We start from the raw sequence: 16,372 nt of genomic DNA on the forward strand, positions 1-16,372 counted from the left end.
CGCGCCCGTCACGCCCGCCGGAGTGCCGCCGATGAGCGAAGCCGCCGTTCCCGGCGTCGAACGCGCCGCGATCCTGCTGATGTCGCTCGGCGAGGCCGAAGCCGCCGAGGTGCTCAAGCACATGAGCGCCAAGGATGTGCAGAAAGTCGGCGCGGCGATGGCCTCGCTGTCCAGCGTCACGCGCGAGCGCGCCACCGACGTGATGCAGCGCTTCGTCAGCGAACTCGACGACCAGACCTCGCTCGGCGTCGGCGCCGACGATTACGTGCGCCGCGTGCTGGTCAACGCGCTCGGCGCCGACAAGGCCTCGGGCCTGATCGACCGCATCCTGCTTGGCCGCAACAGCAAGGGCCTGGAAGCGCTGAAGTGGATGGAGACGCGCGCGGTCGCCGATCTGGTCCGCAACGAACACCCGCAGATCGTCGCGATCGTGCTCGCCTATCTCGATCCGGACCAGGCCGCCGAGATCGTGCAGCTGCTGCCCGAGCGCATGCGCGGCGACGTGCTGATGCGCATCGCCCGGCTCGACGGCATCCAGCCGCAGGCGCTGCGCGAGCTCGACGAGATCATGGAGAAGCAGTTCTCCGGCGGCAGCAATCTGAAGTCGTCGAGCGTCGGCGGCGTCAAGGTCGCCGCCACCATCCTCAACCTGATGGACTCGGCTGCCGAGCAGGCGATCGTCGCCAAGATCGGCGAGGTCGACGCCGACCTCAGCCAGCGCATCCAGGACCTGATGTTCGTGTTCGACGATCTCGCCGCGGTCGACGACCGCAGCGTGCAGACGCTGCTGCGCGAAATCTCGACCGAGACGCTGGGCCTGGCGCTGAAGGGCGCCGACCCGCGCGTGCGCGACAAGATTCTCAAGAACATGTCGAAGCGCGCCGGCGAAATGCTGGTCGAGGACATGGAAGCCAAGGGGCCGGCCAAGCTCGCCGACGTCGAGGCCGCGCAGAAGGACGTCCTCGCCGTCGCGCGCCGCCTCGCCGAGAGCGGCGCGATCGTGCTCGGCAACGGCGAGGCCTTCGTCTGATGCGCGCCGCGAGCGGCGGAGCGCGCCGATGATGAGCGAGCCGCAGCCGGGCGGCGAGGTCATCGCCGATCCCGACGCGCGTCTGACGCGCTGGTCGCTGCCGGTGTTCGACGCGCCGGCCGATGCCGCGCCGCCGACCGCGCAGGCGATCGAGGACATCGAGGCCGCGGCCTACGAGGAGGGCAAGCGACGCGGCTACGAGGACGGCGTACAGGCCGGCCGCGAGGACATGCGCCGCGAGGCGGCGCGGCTGCGCGCGCTGATCGAGCAGATCGCGCGGCCGCTCGCGCAGCTCGACGAGGACGTCGAACGCGCGCTCGTCGATCTGGCCTGCGCGCTGGCGCGCAAGCTCGTCGACGAGAGCCTGCAGTGCGAGCCGCAGCACGTGGTGACGCTGGCGCGCACGGCGCTGGCGGCGCTGCCGCCGGATCTGCGCGACATCCGCCTGTACGCGCATCCGGACGATGCGGCGCTGCTGCGCGAGCAGCTGCAGCCGCCGCCGGAAGCGCAGCAGTTCCGCGTGCTCGACGACGCGCAGCTGCAGCGCGGCGACTGCCGCGTGCAGACCGAATCGAGCTATCTCGACGCCCGCCTCGATACGCGTCTGGCGCTGGCCGCCGCGGCGCTGGCCGGAGCGGCGTCGTGAGCGCGGCGAGCGGCGAATGGCGGCGCGCCGCGGCGCAGCGCCTCGGCGCCGGCCTGCTGCGGCAGCGCAGCGCCGTCGCCGATCTCGCCACTCTGCGTCCGGAAGGACGCCTGCAGCGCGTCGTCGGCCTGACCCTCGAAGCGGTCGGCTGCCGCCTGCCGATCGGTGCGCGCGTGCGCGTCGACACCGCCGACGGTCACGGCCTCGAAGCCGAAGTCGTCGGCTTCGCCGGCGAGCGCACCTTTCTGATGCCGACCGCCGACATGCGCGGCCTGACGCCGCAGGCGCGCGTGCATCCGCTGTCCGGCGGCGCCGGCATCGTCGCCGGCGACGGCCTGCTCGGCCGCGTGCTCGACGCCGAGGGCGCGCCGATCGACGGCGGCGGCCGCCTGCAGGCCGACGGTCATGCGCGGCTCGACGCGCCGAGCATCAACCCGCTGGCGCGCGCGCCGGTGACGGCGCCGCTCGACGTCGGCGTGCGCGCGATCAACGCGCTGCTGACGGTCGGACGCGGCCAGCGGCTCGGCCTGTTCGCCGGCACCGGCGTCGGCAAGTCGACGCTGCTCGGCATGATGACGCGCTTCACGCGCGCCGACGTGGTGGTCGTCGGCCTGATCGGCGAACGCGGCCGCGAAGTGCGCGAATTCCTCGACAAGAGCCTCGGCGCCGAAGGCCGGCGGCGCGCCGTGGTCGTCGCCACGCCGGCCGACCGCTCGCCGCTGCTGCGTCTGCGCGCGGCCTATACGGCGACGGCGATCGCCGAACATTTCCGCGACCGCGGCCGCCACGTGCTGCTGCTGATGGATTCGCTGACGCGCTTCGCGCAGGCGGCGCGCGAGATCGGCCTGGCGGTCGGCGAGCCGCCGACCACGCGCGGCTATCCGCCGTCGGTGTTCGCGCGCCTGCCGGCGCTGGTCGAGCGCGCCGGCAACGGCCGCGAAGGGCAGGGCTCGATCACCGCGTTCTACACGGTGCTGACCGAAGGCGACGATCTGCAGGATCCGATCGCCGACGCCGCGCGCGGCATTCTCGACGGCCACATCGTGCTGTCGCGCGCGATCGCCGATGCCGGCCTGTATCCGGCGATCGACATCGAAGCCTCGATCTCGCGCGTCATGCACGACGTCGTCGGCGACGCGCAGATGCAGAAGGCGCGCGCGCTGCGCACGCTGTTCTCGGCGTACCAGCGCAACCGCGATCTCATCAACATCGGCGCCTACCAGCGCGGCGCCGATCCGAAAGTCGACGCGGCGCTCGAACGCTGGCCGCGCATCGAGGATTTCCTGAAGCAGTCCGTGCACGAGGCGGCCTCTTTCGACGACAGCCGCCGCCGGCTCGAAGAACTGCTCGCCTAGTACGGAGGAGAAGCATCATGGCCAGCCATTTTTCGTCCGCGCGCCTGCAGCCGCTGCAGCAGCTCGCCGATACGCGCGAGAGCGAGGCGGCGCGCCGCCTGCTCGACGCGCAGCGCCTGAAGGCCGAGCGCGAACAGCGCCTCGCCGAACTGGCCCGCTACCGCGAGGAGTACGAGCGCCAGCCGGCGGCGGCGACGCCGCAGCTGCTGCGCAACCGCCAGGCTTTTCTCGAACGCCTGCGCGAAGCCGAGCGTTTCCAGCGCCAGCTGGTCGAGCAGGCGCAGCGCGGGGTCGATCAGGGCCGCGCGCAATGGCTGCTGCAGCAGCGCGAGACGCGCACCGTCGCCGAGCTGACCGCCTGCTACGTGGCCCGCGAGCAGCGCGAGGAAGCACGCCGCGAGCAGTGCCGCCACGACGAACTGGCGACGCAGAACCATTTGCGCGCGCAGCGCGCGGAGGCTGATTGAACGCAGCGCCCGCGACCGCGTCGCCGGCCGCCGCCGTGCCGGCCGCGGCGGCGCGCGGCGAGGGCGCGCCGGCGGCGGATCGCGCCGAGGCGAGCGCGAGCGGCGCATTCGCGGCGCTGCTCGGCGAGGCCGCAGTGGCCCAGCCGACGGCGCCGCGCGCGAAAGCCGCGGCCGCGGCGCCCTCTTCGGCACCCGCCGCGACCGGGCTCGACGGCGACGGCGACGCCGCGGCGTCGGCGGATGCTGCCGGCCCGGCCCGCGCGACCGACGATGCGTCGGGCGCTGCCGAACCCACACCAGCGGACACGAGCGATGCGGCGCCGGATCCCGCGCCGGCCGCCGAGCCCGGCGACTGGCTCGCGCTGCTGCGCCAGAGCCTCGGACTCGCCCCCGGTGCGTCGGCCGCGACGCCGGCGGCGACCCCGGACGAGGGCGCGCGCGGCGCCGCCCGGCCTGCCGCACCCGCGGCGAGCGCCAATGCCGGCGCCACGCCGGCGGGGGCCGCGGTTCTTGCGTCCGGTTCCGGGCTGAATCCGGTGCCGCCGGAGGCCGCGGCGCCGCCGCTGTTTGCGCTCGCCGGGACGGCGGACGATGGCGGCGACGCGCCCGCTGTCGAGCCGCTGCCGGACCCGACGCTCAGTGCCGACGCCGCGCGGTTCGGCGCCGCGGCGGCGCTGCCGGGCGCGCTCGCCGGTGCGCCGCCGGCCGCCGATGCGTCGTCGACGGCGGCCAGTCCGTTGCCGATGACGCTGCCGCCCGATCATCCGGAATTCACCGATGCGCTCGGCGAGCGCATCGTCTGGATCACCGACCGCGGTCTCGGCGAGGCGCAGATCGAGCTGCATCCGCTCGACCTCGGCAGCCTCACGGTGCGCGTGCAGATTCGCGGCGACGAAGCGCAGATCGCGTTCACCGCGGCGCAGCCGGCGACGCGCGCGCTGCTGCAGAACGCGCTGCCGCAGCTGCGCGAGCTGCTCAGCGTGCAGGGCCTGCAGCTGCTGCGCGCGCAGGTCGACGCGCGCGTCGCGCCGGCGCGCGGCGGCGACGCCGCTTTCGACACGCCGCGCGAGGCGCGCGAGACGGCCACGCGCGTGCGTCGCGTCGGCCGGCTCGAACTGGTCGACGCCTACGCCTGAAATCCGTCGCGCCTTTTGCGCGCGCCGCCGCCGGATTTCCGGCGCGCTGTGTCGGTTCGCAAACCCGGCGTTTCGCAGCGCAGGCCGGCGCCACGACGGAAAACCAGCGCGGCAGCGCCGTTCGTCGCCATCCGGCACCGCGCGGCGACCGTTCGCGACGAAGGCACCGGGTCTGGAACACGTCTTGCTCGGCGTCGGCATCGCAACGCCGTTCCAGGACCCGAGATGGCCAGCGCCGCCACCGACGAAACGAAGTCCGCTGCAGCCCCGAAGAAAAGCGCATCGCCGCTGCCGGCGATCCTGATCGCCGTCGTGCTGTCGACCGGCGCCAGTGCCGGCATCAGCTTCATGCTGACGCGGCACGAGCTGGCGGCGCGGGACGCGGCCAAGCAGGCCGAGGCCGAAGGCGGCGAGGGCGCCGCCGCGGCGGCCAAGAAGGAGCCGCCGAACTACGTGCCGCTCGATCCGGCCTTCGTCGTCAACCTGGAGAGCGACGACACCCGCTTCCTGCAGGTGCAGGTGCAGCTGATGACGCGCGACGCGCACGCCGTCGACCTCATCAAGCTGCACGAGCCGCGCATCCGCAACACCCTGCTGCTGCTGTTCTCGCAGCAGCAGCAGCAGGACATCGCCACGCGTGCCGGCAAGGAAAAGCTGCAGGCCACGGTGCTCGCCGAGATCCAGAAGATCCTCAGCGAGGAGACCGGCAAGCCGCTGGTCGAAGCCGTCTACTTCACCAGCTTCGTCACGCAATGAGCAACGATCTTCTCTCGCAGGACGAGATCGACGCGCTGCTGCACGGCGTCGATTCGGGCAAGGTCGACACCACGCCGGCGCCGGCGGCGCCGGGCGAGGCGCGTCCCTTCGATTTCACCTCGCAGGAACGCATCGTGCGCGGCCGCATGCCGACGCTGGAAATGGTCAACGAGCGTTTCGCGCGTCTGTTCCGCATTTCGCTGTTCAACATGCTGCGCCGCACGCCGGAGCTGACGGTGGTCGGCATCGAGACGGTGAAGTTCTCCGAGTACACGCACTCGCTGTTCGTGCCGACCAGCCTCAACCTGATCCGCGTCAAGCCGCTGCGCGGCACGGCGCTGTGCATCTTCGAGCCGCGTCTGGTGTTCACCGTCGTCGACAATTTCTTCGGCGGCGACGGCCGTCTGCCGACCAAGATCGAGGGTCGCGAGTTCACGCCGACCGAGATGCGCGTGATCCAGCTGCTGCTGCGCCAGGTCTTCACCGACCAGCAGGAAGCCTGGAGCCCGGTACTCGGTCTCGATTTCGAGTACCTGAACTCCGAGGTCAATCCGCATTTCGCCAACATCGTCTCGCCGGGCGAGATCGTCGTCGTCTGCAAGTTCAAGATCGAGCTGGAAGGCGGCGGCGGCCATCTGCACCTGACGTTTCCGTATTCGATGCTCGAACCGATCCGCGATCTGCTCGACGCCGGCATCCAGTCCGATCGCGGCGACAAGGACGAGCGCTGGCCTCTGGCGCTGCGCGAGCAGGTCCGCGATCTCGAGGTCGAGACCAGCTGCGAGCTGCTGCGCGCGACGATGAGCCTGCGCCAGCTGACCCAGCTCAAAGCCGGCGACGTGATTCCGGTGACGCTGCCGCGCACGCTGGAATTGTGCGTCGAGGACGTGCCGCTGTTCCGCGGCAGCTTCGGTGTCGCCAACGGCCGCAACGCCGTTCGCATCCAGGACGTGATCCGCCGCGGCAGCTTGCCGGCGAGCGTGCGCGAGTCCGTATGAGCGTGCGGTCCGGCTGTCCTCCGGCTTCGCCCGCGCGCCCGCCGTCGTCCGGCGCGGCGCGCCCCCCGCTGACTGTCTTCACCGTGGAGAATCATCCGTGAGCACCACCAAGGCGCCGGAAGCGGCGCGCGCCACCTTCCAGACACTGGAGGACCGTCCGCTGCCGAGCGGCGGCGGCGACGTCAATCTCGATGTCATTCTCGATGTGCCGGTGACACTGTCGATGGAAGTCGGCCGTGCGCGCGTGCCGATCCGCAATCTGCTGCAGCTCAATCAGGGCTCGGTCGTCGAACTGGAGCGCGCCGCCGGCGAACCGCTCGATGTCTACGCCAACGGCACGCTGATCGCGCATGGCGAGGTCGTGGTCGTCAACGAGAAGTTCGGCATCCGCCTGACCGACGTGGTCAGCCCGGCCGAACGCATTCGCAAGCTCAAGTGAACGACGCACTCGGTACCGCGCCGGCCGTCGCGCCCGCGGTCGCGGCCGCTCCGAACGTGCCGCACGCGCCGGGACCGGCGAGCGTCGCCGGCGCGTTCGGCAGTCTGGTCGTGGTCCTGCTGCTGATCGTCGCGCTCGGCTGGGCGGCGCGGCGTCTGCAGCAGTGGCGCGGCGCGCGCGGCGGCCTGCTGCAGGTGCTCGGTGGCGCTTCGCTCGGCGGCAAGGAGCGCGTCGTCGTGCTGCGCGCCGGCGAGGCGCACTTCCTGATCGGCGTCGCCCCGGGCGGCGTCAGCCTGCTGCATCGCTTCGATGCCGCGCCCGAGCTCGCGCCGGACGCCGGTGCGGCGACGCCGGCCGAAGGTGCGTTCGCGGCGCGCCTGCGCGAGCTGCTCGGCCCGCGGAGCGCACCATGAGCCGGACGGCGAACGGCCGCGTGCGCGCCGGCCTGACCCTGCTTGCGCTGTTGTGCGCCGCTCTGCCCGGCGCGGTCGCCGCCGCCGGCCTGCCCGGCGTGACGGCGACGCCGGTCGGCGGCGGCGCGACGCAGTACAGCGTCAACGTCGAAGTGCTGCTGCTGATGACGCTGCTGACGCTGCTGCCGGCGCTGCTGCTGTGCATGACGGCGTTCACGCGCATCGTCGTCGTGCTCGGCCTGCTGCGGCAGGCGCTCGGCACCAACCAGACACCGAGCAATCAGATCCTCGTCGGCCTGGCGCTGCTGCTGAGCTTCTTCGTGATGGCGCCGGTGCTGCAGAAGGTCTACGAGGACGGCGCGCGGCCGTACATGGACGGCCAGCTCGCCTTCGAGCCGGCGCTGGCCGCCGGCGCTAAGCCCTTGCGCGGTTTCATGCTCGCGCAGGTGCGCGATGCCGATCTGTTGACGTTCACGCGGATCGCCGGCCACGAGGCCTACGCGACGCCGGACGATATCCCGTTCACGGTGCTGGCCGCGGCGTTCGTCACCTCGGAGCTGACGACGGCATTCCAGATCGGTTTCCTGCTGTTCATTCCGTTCGTCGTCATCGACCTCGTGGTGTCGAGCGTGCTGATGAGCATGGGCATGATGATGCTGTCGCCGATGCTGGTGTCGCTGCCGTTCAAGCTGATGCTGTTCGTGCTGGTCGACGGCTGGTCGCTGGTGATGGGCATGCTCGCCGCTTCGTTCCACGCCGCCGGCTGACGCGCGATGACGCCCGAGACCGTTCTGACGCTGGCGCGCGACGCGCTGTGGCTGACGCTGCTGCTGGCGGCGCCGCTGCTGCTCGCGGCGCTGGTCGTCGGCGTGCTGGTCGGCGTCGTGCAGGCGGCGACGCAGATCAACGAAATGACGCTCAGCTTCATCCCCAAGCTGATCGCGCTCGCCGCGGTGCTGGTCGCCGCCGGACCGTGGATGCTGCGCACGCTGGTCGAGTACACGCGCCAGCTGATCGAGTCGATTCCGGGGCTGCTGAACTGATGAGGACGCCCGCCATGGCAAGCGCAGCGCAGCCGTCCGCTGCGCCGTCCGTTGCGCTGTCCGATCGGGCGATGCCGCCGGCTTGCTTCGTCGCCGCGCGCCCCGCGGCGGCCGCCCGGAATCTTGCCGTAGAGCTTGCATCGTGCGCTTCACCGACGCGCAACTGATCGCCTGGCTGCAGCAGTTCGCGTGGCCGCTGGCGCGCATCAGCTCGGCGCTGCTGATCGCGCCGGTGCTCGGCTCGGCGCGCGTCAGCGCACGCATCCGCATGCTGCTGGCGCTGTTGCTGACGCTGCTGATCGCGCCGCAGCTGCCGGCCGCGGCGCCGGTGGGACTGTTCGGCGCCGACTGGTGGGCGATCCTGCTGCAGCAGCTGGCGATCGGCCTGCTGATCGGCTTCACGCTGCAGCTGGTGTTCGAGGCGGTGACGCTGGCCGGCGAGCTGATCTCGGCGAGCGCGAGCCTGAGCTTCGCGACGCTCGCCGATCCGCTGCGCGGCGTGTCGACGCCGGTGATCGGCCAGTTCCTGACGATCTCGGCGACGCTGCTGTTCCTCGCGCTCGGCGGCCATCTGCAGCTGGTCGGCTGGCTGGCGCGCTCGTTCAGCCTGATGCCGGTCGCCGCCGATGGCGTCGGCATCGCGCAGGTCGGCAGCGTGCTGCGCTTCTCGGGCCAGCTGTTCGCCGGCGGTCTGGCGCTGGCGCTGCCGCTGCTGATCGCGCTGCTGACGGTGAATCTCGCGCTCGGTGTCATCAGCCGCTCGGCGCCGGCGCTGAACCTGTTCGCGGTCGGCTTTCCGCTGAGCCTGATCGGCTGTCTGGTGCTGCTGTATCTGGCGATGCCGGCGATGCTCGAACATATCGAGGTCTTGTTCGACGGCGGCTGGATGGCGTTGGCGGGATGGCTGCAGTGAGGGCTGCTGCTCTCATGTTGCTGCGTGGGGTCCCTGATCGGGCTTTTGATTTCGCGCTGACGCGCGCCTCACTTTTCTTTGCTTGTGCAAAGAAAAGTAAGCAAAAGAAAGCACATCCCTGGGGCCGCACTTCGCTGCGCGAAGTGCCCTGTGCTGCTCACGTGCTCGGGACCGTCGCCGACGCGGCATCCCTGCCGCGACGACGACTTGGCCGGCCATCCTGGCCGGCCATTCCCTGCGCGCGCTGCGCTGCTCGGTGCGGCCCAAGGGGACCCGAACGGCAAAAGCAACGGCAGAGCGCGGCGGCAAGCACGCTTTGCTGTTTTCTTCCGGGTCCCCTTTGCGTCGCGCCGAGAAGTGCAGCGTCTGCTGCCAACGCGTCTGGTGATGCGCGAGCCGACCTGGGGCCTGTTCGACGGCGGTTCGATGGTGCTGGCGGGAGGGCTGCAGTGAGGGCGGCGGCTCCCGGCTTGGGTTGCGTTTCGCTTGATCGGGCTTTTGATTTCGCGCTGAGGCGCGCCTCACTTTTCTTTGCTTGTGCAAAGAAAAGTAAGCAAAAGAAAGCACACCCCTGGGGCTGCACTTCGCTGCGCGAAGTGCCCTGTGCTGCTCACGTGCTCGGGGCCGTCGCCGACGCGGCATCCGTGCCGCGACGGCGACTTGGCCGGCCGTCCTGGCCGGCCATTCCCTGCGCGCGCTGCGCTGCTCGGTGCGGCCCAAGGGGACCCGAACGTCAAAAGCAACGGCAGAGCTTCGCGGCGAGCACGCTTTGCTGTTTTCTTTTGGGTCCCCTTTGCGGAGCGCCGAGAAGCGCAGCCGGTCCGGGGCTGTCCGGCGCTGACTGTCTGAGCGGTGCGCAGCACCGCGAGTTTCAGCGCCGGCCGGACCGGCGAGCATCGCAGGGAACCCGAGCGCAGCGAGGGCGCGTAAGCCAGGGGTGTGTTTCTCTTGCCTACTTCTCTTTGCACAAGCAAAGAGAAGTAGGGCGCGCGATAGCGCGAAATCCACGGCCCGATCAAGCCTTCCGCGCAGCAGAACGAGCGAATAAGCCGATCGGCGGGACGGGTTCGCTCGCGCTCGCAGGCGACACTGTGCGATCCGGCTCATGAGCGACCCGCAGCGCACCGAACGCCCCACACCCAAACGCCTGCGCGAAGCCCGCGAGCGCGGCGAACTGCCGCGCTCGCGCGAACTGGCGTCGGCAGTCGTCGTCGGCACTGGCGTGTTGCTGCTGATGGCGGCGGGGCCGGGCATCGCAGCGCGCAGCGCCAGCTGGCTCAAGCGCGCGCTGCAGCCGGACGCGGCGCTGCTCGCCGATCCCGAGCGCCTGCTGGCCTGGGCCGGCACCCTGTTCGCGCAGGGCTTCCTGATCGTGCTGCCGCTGCTGGTCGCCGGCCTCGTCGCCGCGATCGTCGGGCCGCTGCTGCTCGGCGGCTGGAACTTCTCGGTCAAGGCGCTGCGTTTCGATGTCGGCAAGATCAATCCGATCACCGGCCTCGGCCGCGTGTTCTCGGCGCAGGCACTGGTCGAGCTCGGCAAGGGCGTCATCAAGTCGACGCTGCTCGGCGCGCTGGCCGCGACTTTCCTGTGGCGGCACCATGACGGCTTTCTGGCGCTGGTGCGCATGGATCTCGCCGCCGGCATCGGCGACGGCCTCGCGCTCGCGCTCGATGCGCTGCTGTGGCTGGCCGGCGGGCTGCTGGTGATCGCCGCGATCGACGCGCCGTACCAGTGGTACGCGTCGCTCAAACGTCTGCGCATGACGCGCCAGGAAGTGCGCGACGAGTTCAAGCAGGCCGAGGGCAGCCCGGAAGTGAAGGGCCGCCTGCGCCGCCTGCAGGCCGAGCGCTCGCGGCGCCGCATGATCGCCGCGGTGCCCGGCGCCGACGTGGTCGTCGTCAACCCGACGCACTACGCGGTGGCGCTCAAGTACGACGCGCCGAAGATGCGCGCGCCGCGCGTCGTCGCCAAGGGCGTCGACGAAGTGGCGCTGGCGATCCGCGAGGCGGCGCGCCAGGCGAAAGTCACCCTCGTCGAGGCGCCGCCGCTGGCGCGCGCGCTGTACCGCAGCGCGGCGCTCGACGCGGAGATCCCGGTCGGCCTCTACGCCGCCGTCGCGCAGGTGCTCACCTACGTTTATCAGCTGCGCCAGTACGCGGCCGGCCACGGCGCCGCGCCTGGCACGCGGCCTGCACCGCCGTCGCAGCCCGACCTCGGCGAGGTGCCGGACGGGCAGCCCGACGAATAAAGCCGCCCGCAAACGATGAATCTCAACGCCCTGCTGCAGAACCTGCGCGGACTCGAACGCAAGGGCCTGGCCGCGCCGATCCTGCTGTTGATGGTGCTGGCGATGATGGTGGTGCCGCTGGCGACGCCGGTGCTCGATCTGATGTTCACGCTGAACATCGCGATCGCCATCGTCGTGCTGCTCGGCGTCGTCTACGTGCTGCGGCCGATGGACTTCTCGGCGTTTCCGACCGTGCTGCTGTTCGTCACCCTGCTGCGTCTGGCGCTGAACGTCGCCTCGACGCGCGTCGTGCTGCTGCACGGCCACGAGGGCACGCACGCCGCCGGCCGCGTCATCGAGGCCTTCGGCAACTTCGTGGTCGGCGGCAACTACGCGGTCGGCTTCGTCGTCTTCATCATCCTGACGATCGTCAACTTCATGGTCGTCACCAAGGGCGCCGAGCGCGTCTCGGAAGTTTCGGCGCGCTTCATCCTCGATTCCTTGCCCGGCAAGCAGATGGCGATCGACGCCGATCTCAACGCCGGCCTGATGACGCGCGAGGAAGCGCGCGAGCGCCGCAACGAGGTGCGCGAGGAAGCCGACTTCTACGGCTCGATGGACGGCGCCAGCAAGTTCATCCGCGGCGACGCCCTGGCCGGCATCCTGATCCTGGTCATCAACGTCATCGGCGGCCTGCTGATCGGCACCATGCAGCACGGCCTCGGCCTCGGCGACGCGCTGAAGAACTACACGCTGCTGGCGATCGGCGACGGCCTCGTCGCGCAGGTGCCGTCGCTGCTGCTGTCGACCGCGGTCGCGGTGCTGGTGACGCGCATGTCGAAGTCGCAGGACATGTCGCAGCAGGTCGTCGGCCAGGTCTTCGGCCAGCCGCGCGTGCTGGCGATCGCGGCGCTGGTGCTGGCGCTGATCGGCTTCGTGCCGGGCATGCCGAACCTCGTCTTCCTGCTGCTCGCCGGCGGCTGCGGCGGGCTCGCGCATCTGCTCGCCAAGCGACAGCGCAACGCCGCCGCCGCGCCGCCGCCGCCCGCGGCGCCGAGCGCGCCGGCCGAACTCGGCTGGGACGACGTCGGCCGCACCGATGCGATCGGCCTCGAAGTCGGCTATCGCCTGATCCCGATGGTCGACGCGCGCCAGGGTGGCGAGCTGATGGCGCGCATCAAGGGCGTGCGCAAGAAGCTGACGCAGGACATCGGCTTTCTGATTCCGCCGGTGCACATCCGCGACAACCTCGAACTGCAGCCGTCGAGCTACCGCCTGCTGGTGCACGGCGTGCCGGTCGCCGAGGCGCAGGTCTATCCGGACCGCGATCTGGCGCTGAATCCGGGCCGCGTGTTCGGCACGCTCGACGGCATCCAGACCACCGATCCGTCGTTCGGCATGCCGGCGGTGTGGATCGAGCGCGGCGCGCGCGAGCACGCGCAGACGCTCGGCTACAGCGTCGTCGACTGCTCGACGGTGGTCGCCACGCATCTGTCGCAGGTCATCCAGAACCACGCGCACGAGCTGTTCGGCCACGACGAGGCGCAGGCGCTGCTCGCGCAGCTCGCCAAGCAGGCGCCGAAGCTCGCCGAGGACCTGGTGCCGAAGCTCCTGCCGCTGACCGTGTTCACGCGCGTGCTGCAGGCCCTGCTGGTCGAGCGCGTGCCGATCCGCCATCTGCGCGTGATCGCCGAGGCTTTGGCGGAGGGCGCCGCACGCAGTCAGGATCCCGTCGCCCTTGCCGGCCACGTGCGCGTCGCGCTGGGCCGACAGATCGTTCAGGAAATCAACGGCATGGCGCCGGAGCTGCCGGTGCTGACGCTGGGCGCGCCGCTGGAACAAGTCCTGCAGGACTCGCTCAAGAGCGGCGGTGCGGCGATCGAGCCGGGACTGGCCGAACGCATGCATCGCTCGCTGGCTGAAAGCGCACGCAAGCAGGAAGAGGCCGGACAGCCGGCCGTGCTGCTGGTGCCCGGTGGCCTGCGACCGCTGCTCGCCCGATTCACCCGCCAGACCGTACCCGGATTGCACGTGCTGTCGTTCGACGAAGTCCCCGACAACAAGCGCATCCGCATGGTCGGCGCCATCGCCTGAGGTCGCGAAGAAGAGCTCGCATGAAGATCAAGAGATTCCTGGCGAAGAACATGCGCGAGGCGATCCGCCTCGTCCGCGAGGAGCTGGGCCCGGAGGCGGTGATTCTGTCGAATCATCGCGCCGGCGACGGCATCGAAGTCGTCGCCGCCACCGACTACGACGCCGCGCTGATGCAGCAGGCGGTGCGCCGCGCGGCGCCGCCGCCGGAGCCGCCATCGTCACCGGCGCCCGCACCGATGACGCCCTCGGGCGGCGGCCACGACCCGCTGCCGGCCCCGGCGCCGCCGCCGTCGCCGGAACTGCAGCAGCTGCGCCGCGAACTCGGCGGCATGCGCAAGCTGCTCGAATCGCAGATGGCCGGCATGGCTTGGCGCGAGCTGCGCGAGCATCCGCAGCGCCTGCGCGCGCTGCAGACGATGATCCAGCTCGGCGTCGAGCCGACGCTGGCGCGCGAGATCGCCGCCGAGCTGCCGGAGGCCAGCGACGACGAGCGCGCGCGCTTCCTGCCGCTCGGCCTGCTGACGCGGCGCCTGCCGGTGGTCCGCGACGACGTGCTGCTCGACGGCGGCGTCATCGCCCTGGTCGGTCCGACCGGCGCCGGCAAGACCACGACGCTGGCCAAGCTCGCGGCGCGCTACGCCGAGCGCCACGGCACGCGCGACCTGGCGCTGGTGACGACCGACCACTTCCGCGTCGGCGCCCAGGAGCAGCTGTTCACCTACGGCCGCCTGCTTGGCGTGCCGGTGCAGACCGCGGCCGGGCCCGACGAGCTGCGCGCGGTGCTGGCGCGGCTGTCGGACCGCAAGCTGGTGCTGATCGACACCGCCGGCGTCGGCCCGCGCGACGCGCAGCTGCAGGCGCAGCTCGCGGTCAAGGGCCACGGCGTGCAGAACTGGCTGGTGCTGTCGGCGACCACGCAGGCCGCCGATCTCGACGCCGTGATCCGCCGCTACGCGCCGACCGCGCCGAACGCCTGCGTGCTGACCAAGCTCGACGAAACGCTGCGCATCGGTGGCGTGCTGTCGGCGACGGTGCGCCACCACCTGCCGATCGCCTACTGCTGCGACGGCCAACGCGTGCCCGAGGATCTCGAGCTGGCGCGCGCCAACGCCCTGGTGCTGCGTGCGATGCAGCTCGCGCGGACCACGCCGGCCCGCGTCGACGACGCGACGCTGGCCCTGCAGTTCGGAGCCATCCATGCCGCACAGTGAAATCACGGGCCAGGCCGCCGGCCTGCGCCGCCTGCGCACACCCAAGCCGGTGCAGGTCATCGCCGTCACCAGCGGCAAGGGCGGCGTCGGCAAGACCTCGGTATCGGTCAACCTCGCGGTCGGCATGGCGCTCGACGGCAAGCGCGTGATGCTGCTCGACGGCGACCTCGGTCTCGCCAACGTCGACGTCATGCTCGGCCTGCAGCCTTCGTACAACCTCTCGCACGTGATCGCCGGGCAGTGCTCGCTCGACGACACGCTGATCGAGGGACCGGCCGGCGTCATGGTGGTGCCGGCGTCGAGCGGCAAGCGCAACATGGCCGAGCTGTCCGGCGCCGAGCACGCCGGCCTGGTGCGCGCGTTCTCGGATCTGCACCGGCCGCTCGACACGCTGATCGTCGACACCGCGGCCGGCATCGCCGACAGCGTCATCACCTTCTCGCAGGCGGCGCAGCAGGTGATCGTGGTTGTCACCAGCGATCCGCAGTCGCTGACCGACGCCTACGCGCTGATCAAGGTCCTGAGCCGCGACCACGGCATCTACCGCGTCCACGTGCTCGCCAATCAGGTGCACTCGCCGCGCGAGGCGCGCGAGATCTTCGAAAACCTGCGCCGCGTCTCCGAACGCTTTCTCGACATCACGCTGAGCTCGATGGGTTTCGTGCCGCACGACGAATGGCTCAAGCGCGCAGTGCGTCGCCAGCGCGCGGTGGTCGAGGCCTATCCGGCCGCGCCGAGCGCGGTGGCGCTGCGCGCGCTGGCGCGCGTCGCCACGAGCTGGGGGCCGCCGCTCGGCGCGCGCGGCAATCTCGAATTCTTCGTCGAACGCCTGATCGGCTCCGGCAACACGCCGGCGGGAGTGAGCGCATGAGCGGCGCAGCGATGCCGGCGCGGCCGGTGGCGATGGACGAGGGCGAGCTGGTGCGCCAGCACGCCGAACTGGTCAAGCGCATCGCCCATCATCTGGCGGCGCGGCTGCCGTCGAGCGTCGACGTCGACGACCTGATCCAGGCCGGTGTCATCGGCCTGATCGAGGCGGCGCGCCACTACAACGGCACGCGCGGCGCTTCGTTCGAGACCTACGCCGGCATTCGCATCCGCGGCGCCATGCTCGACGAGCTGCGCCAGACCGACTGGGCGCCGCGCTCGGTGCACCGCCGCGACCGCGAGGTCGCCGAGGCGATCCGCGAGATCGAGCAGGCGCGCGGCCGCGAGGCTCGCGACCAGGAGATCGCCGAGCATCTGAAGATCGGCCTGGCCGAATATCACGCGATCGTCCACGACGCCGCCCGCTGCCAGGTGCTGAGCCTCGACGACGGCGGCGAGGACGGCGACGAGACGCTCGATACGCCCGATCCGGGCGACGGGCCGCTGCAGCACCTGCAGCACGCCGAGTTCCAGCGCGAGCTGGCGCGCGCGATCGCCGAGCTGCCGGAACGCGAGCGCCTGGTGCTGTCGCTGTACTACGAGCGCGAGCTGAACCTGCGCGAGATCGGCGCGGTGCTGAAAGTCAGCGAGAGCCGCGTCTGCCAGATCCACGGCCAGGCGCTGCTGCGTCTGCGCGGGCGGCTCAAGTTATGGCGGGAGGCGGCCGCTATCTAGCAAAACGGCGTCCGCGGCGCGCCGCCGTTTCCCCCAACACGG

17 protein-coding genes are annotated in these 16,372 nt (G+C 71.2%); all 17 read left to right on the forward strand.

The window, feature by feature from the left end; all coding sequences use genetic code 11:
* The first annotated feature begins 31 nt into the window (after positions 1-31).
* The 17 genes from fliG (at position 32) to H149_RS0113180 (ending at position 16,330) form a co-directional block, all read left to right on the forward strand.
* Complete coding sequence (fliG, locus tag H149_RS0113095) at positions 32-1,030, forward strand: flagellar motor switch protein FliG (RefSeq protein WP_020650217.1); 999 nt, start codon at positions 32-34, stop codon at positions 1,028-1,030.
* Positions 1,031-1,061: 31 nt separating this feature from the next.
* Entirely contained in the window at positions 1,062-1,676 is a 615-nt protein-coding gene (locus tag H149_RS20940; RefSeq protein WP_169518349.1) for a FliH/SctL family protein, read from the forward strand.
* Positions 1,673-3,031 (forward strand): flagellar protein export ATPase FliI, encoded by a 1,359-nt coding sequence (fliI, locus tag H149_RS0113105; RefSeq protein WP_020650219.1) that lies wholly within the window; start codon positions 1,673-1,675, stop codon positions 3,029-3,031. The genes H149_RS20940 and fliI overlap by 4 nt, the downstream gene beginning before the upstream one ends.
* 17 nt (positions 3,032-3,048) lie before the next feature.
* On the forward strand, positions 3,049-3,498 hold the full coding sequence (gene fliJ / locus H149_RS20945; protein WP_020650220.1) for a flagellar export protein FliJ: 450 nt from the start codon (positions 3,049-3,051) through the stop codon (positions 3,496-3,498).
* Positions 3,495-4,634 (forward strand): flagellar hook-length control protein FliK, encoded by a 1,140-nt coding sequence (locus H149_RS0113115; RefSeq protein WP_020650221.1) that lies wholly within the window; start codon positions 3,495-3,497, stop codon positions 4,632-4,634. Before fliJ ends, H149_RS0113115 begins: the two co-directional genes overlap by 4 nt.
* Before the next feature lie 225 nt (positions 4,635-4,859).
* Positions 4,860-5,390: a flagellar basal body-associated FliL family protein gene (locus tag H149_RS0113120; protein WP_020650222.1), complete on the forward strand. Its 531-nt coding sequence runs from the start codon at positions 4,860-4,862 to the stop codon at positions 5,388-5,390.
* Positions 5,387-6,388, forward strand: a complete 1,002-nt coding sequence (gene fliM / locus H149_RS0113125) for a flagellar motor switch protein FliM (RefSeq protein ID WP_020650223.1) — start codon at positions 5,387-5,389, stop codon at positions 6,386-6,388. The genes H149_RS0113120 and fliM overlap by 4 nt, the downstream gene beginning before the upstream one ends.
* Positions 6,389-6,485: 97 nt before the next feature.
* A complete protein-coding gene (gene fliN, locus H149_RS24075) occupies positions 6,486-6,827 on the forward strand; it encodes a flagellar motor switch protein FliN (RefSeq protein WP_020650224.1) in 342 nt (113 codons plus the stop codon).
* Positions 6,824-7,240, forward strand: a complete 417-nt coding sequence (gene fliO, locus H149_RS20950) for a flagellar biosynthetic protein FliO (RefSeq protein ID WP_020650225.1) — start codon at positions 6,824-6,826, stop codon at positions 7,238-7,240. Before fliN ends, fliO begins: the two co-directional genes overlap by 4 nt.
* Entirely contained in the window at positions 7,237-8,007 is a 771-nt protein-coding gene (gene fliP / locus H149_RS0113140; RefSeq protein ID WP_020650226.1) for a flagellar type III secretion system pore protein FliP, read from the forward strand. Before fliO ends, fliP begins: the two co-directional genes overlap by 4 nt.
* 6 nt (positions 8,008-8,013) lie before the next feature.
* Positions 8,014-8,283: a flagellar biosynthesis protein FliQ gene (gene fliQ / locus H149_RS0113145; RefSeq protein WP_020650227.1), complete on the forward strand. Its 270-nt coding sequence runs from the start codon at positions 8,014-8,016 to the stop codon at positions 8,281-8,283.
* A 142-nt stretch (positions 8,284-8,425) separates the two neighbouring features.
* Positions 8,426-9,196: a flagellar biosynthetic protein FliR gene (fliR, locus tag H149_RS20955; protein WP_020650228.1), complete on the forward strand. Its 771-nt coding sequence runs from the start codon at positions 8,426-8,428 to the stop codon at positions 9,194-9,196.
* A 1,105-nt stretch (positions 9,197-10,301) separates the two neighbouring features.
* Positions 10,302-11,444, forward strand: a complete 1,143-nt coding sequence (flhB, locus tag H149_RS20960; protein ID WP_020650230.1) for a flagellar biosynthesis protein FlhB — start codon at positions 10,302-10,304, stop codon at positions 11,442-11,444.
* A gap of 15 nt (positions 11,445-11,459) precedes the next feature.
* A complete protein-coding gene (gene flhA / locus H149_RS0113165; RefSeq protein WP_020650231.1) occupies positions 11,460-13,517 on the forward strand; it encodes a flagellar biosynthesis protein FlhA in 2,058 nt (685 codons plus the stop codon).
* 20 nt (positions 13,518-13,537) lie between these two features.
* Positions 13,538-14,728: a flagellar biosynthesis GTPase FlhF gene (gene flhF / locus H149_RS0113170; protein WP_020650232.1), complete on the forward strand. Its 1,191-nt coding sequence runs from the start codon at positions 13,538-13,540 to the stop codon at positions 14,726-14,728.
* A complete protein-coding gene (locus H149_RS0113175) occupies positions 14,715-15,599 on the forward strand; it encodes a MinD/ParA family protein (protein ID WP_020650233.1) in 885 nt (294 codons plus the stop codon). The genes flhF and H149_RS0113175 overlap by 14 nt, the downstream gene beginning before the upstream one ends.
* On the forward strand, positions 15,596-16,330 hold the full coding sequence (locus H149_RS0113180) for an RNA polymerase sigma factor FliA (protein WP_020650234.1): 735 nt from the start codon (positions 15,596-15,598) through the stop codon (positions 16,328-16,330). The genes H149_RS0113175 and H149_RS0113180 overlap by 4 nt, the downstream gene beginning before the upstream one ends.
* The last annotated feature ends 42 nt before the right edge of the window (positions 16,331-16,372 follow it).

This window comes from Solimonas variicoloris DSM 15731, from assembly GCF_000382285.1.
GTDB lineage: Bacteria > Pseudomonadota > Gammaproteobacteria > Nevskiales > Nevskiaceae > Solimonas > Solimonas variicoloris.

Excerpts from the sequence above, each read along its gene's own strand:
- H149_RS0113180 (WP_020650234.1), top strand. The coding sequence starts at position 15,596 with ATGAGCGGCGCAGCGATGCCGGCGCGGCCGGTGGCGATGGACGAGGGC.
- fliM (WP_020650223.1), top strand. The coding sequence starts at position 5,387 with ATGAGCAACGATCTTCTCTCGCAGGACGAGATCGACGCGCTGCTGCAC.
- flhA (WP_020650231.1), top strand. The coding sequence starts at position 11,460 with ATGAATCTCAACGCCCTGCTGCAGAACCTGCGCGGACTCGAACGCAAG.
- flhB (WP_020650230.1), top strand. The coding sequence starts at position 10,302 with ATGAGCGACCCGCAGCGCACCGAACGCCCCACACCCAAACGCCTGCGC.
- H149_RS20940 (WP_169518349.1), top strand. The coding sequence starts at position 1,062 with ATGAGCGAGCCGCAGCCGGGCGGCGAGGTCATCGCCGATCCCGACGCG.
- fliG (WP_020650217.1), top strand. The coding sequence starts at position 32 with ATGAGCGAAGCCGCCGTTCCCGGCGTCGAACGCGCCGCGATCCTGCTG.
- flhF (WP_020650232.1), top strand. The coding sequence starts at position 13,538 with ATGAAGATCAAGAGATTCCTGGCGAAGAACATGCGCGAGGCGATCCGC.
- fliJ (WP_020650220.1), top strand. The coding sequence starts at position 3,049 with ATGGCCAGCCATTTTTCGTCCGCGCGCCTGCAGCCGCTGCAGCAGCTC.
- fliQ (WP_020650227.1), top strand. The coding sequence starts at position 8,014 with ATGACGCCCGAGACCGTTCTGACGCTGGCGCGCGACGCGCTGTGGCTG.
- H149_RS0113120 (WP_020650222.1), top strand. The coding sequence starts at position 4,860 with ATGGCCAGCGCCGCCACCGACGAAACGAAGTCCGCTGCAGCCCCGAAG.
- H149_RS0113175 (WP_020650233.1), top strand. The coding sequence starts at position 14,715 with ATGCCGCACAGTGAAATCACGGGCCAGGCCGCCGGCCTGCGCCGCCTG.
- fliP (WP_020650226.1), top strand. The coding sequence starts at position 7,237 with ATGAGCCGGACGGCGAACGGCCGCGTGCGCGCCGGCCTGACCCTGCTT.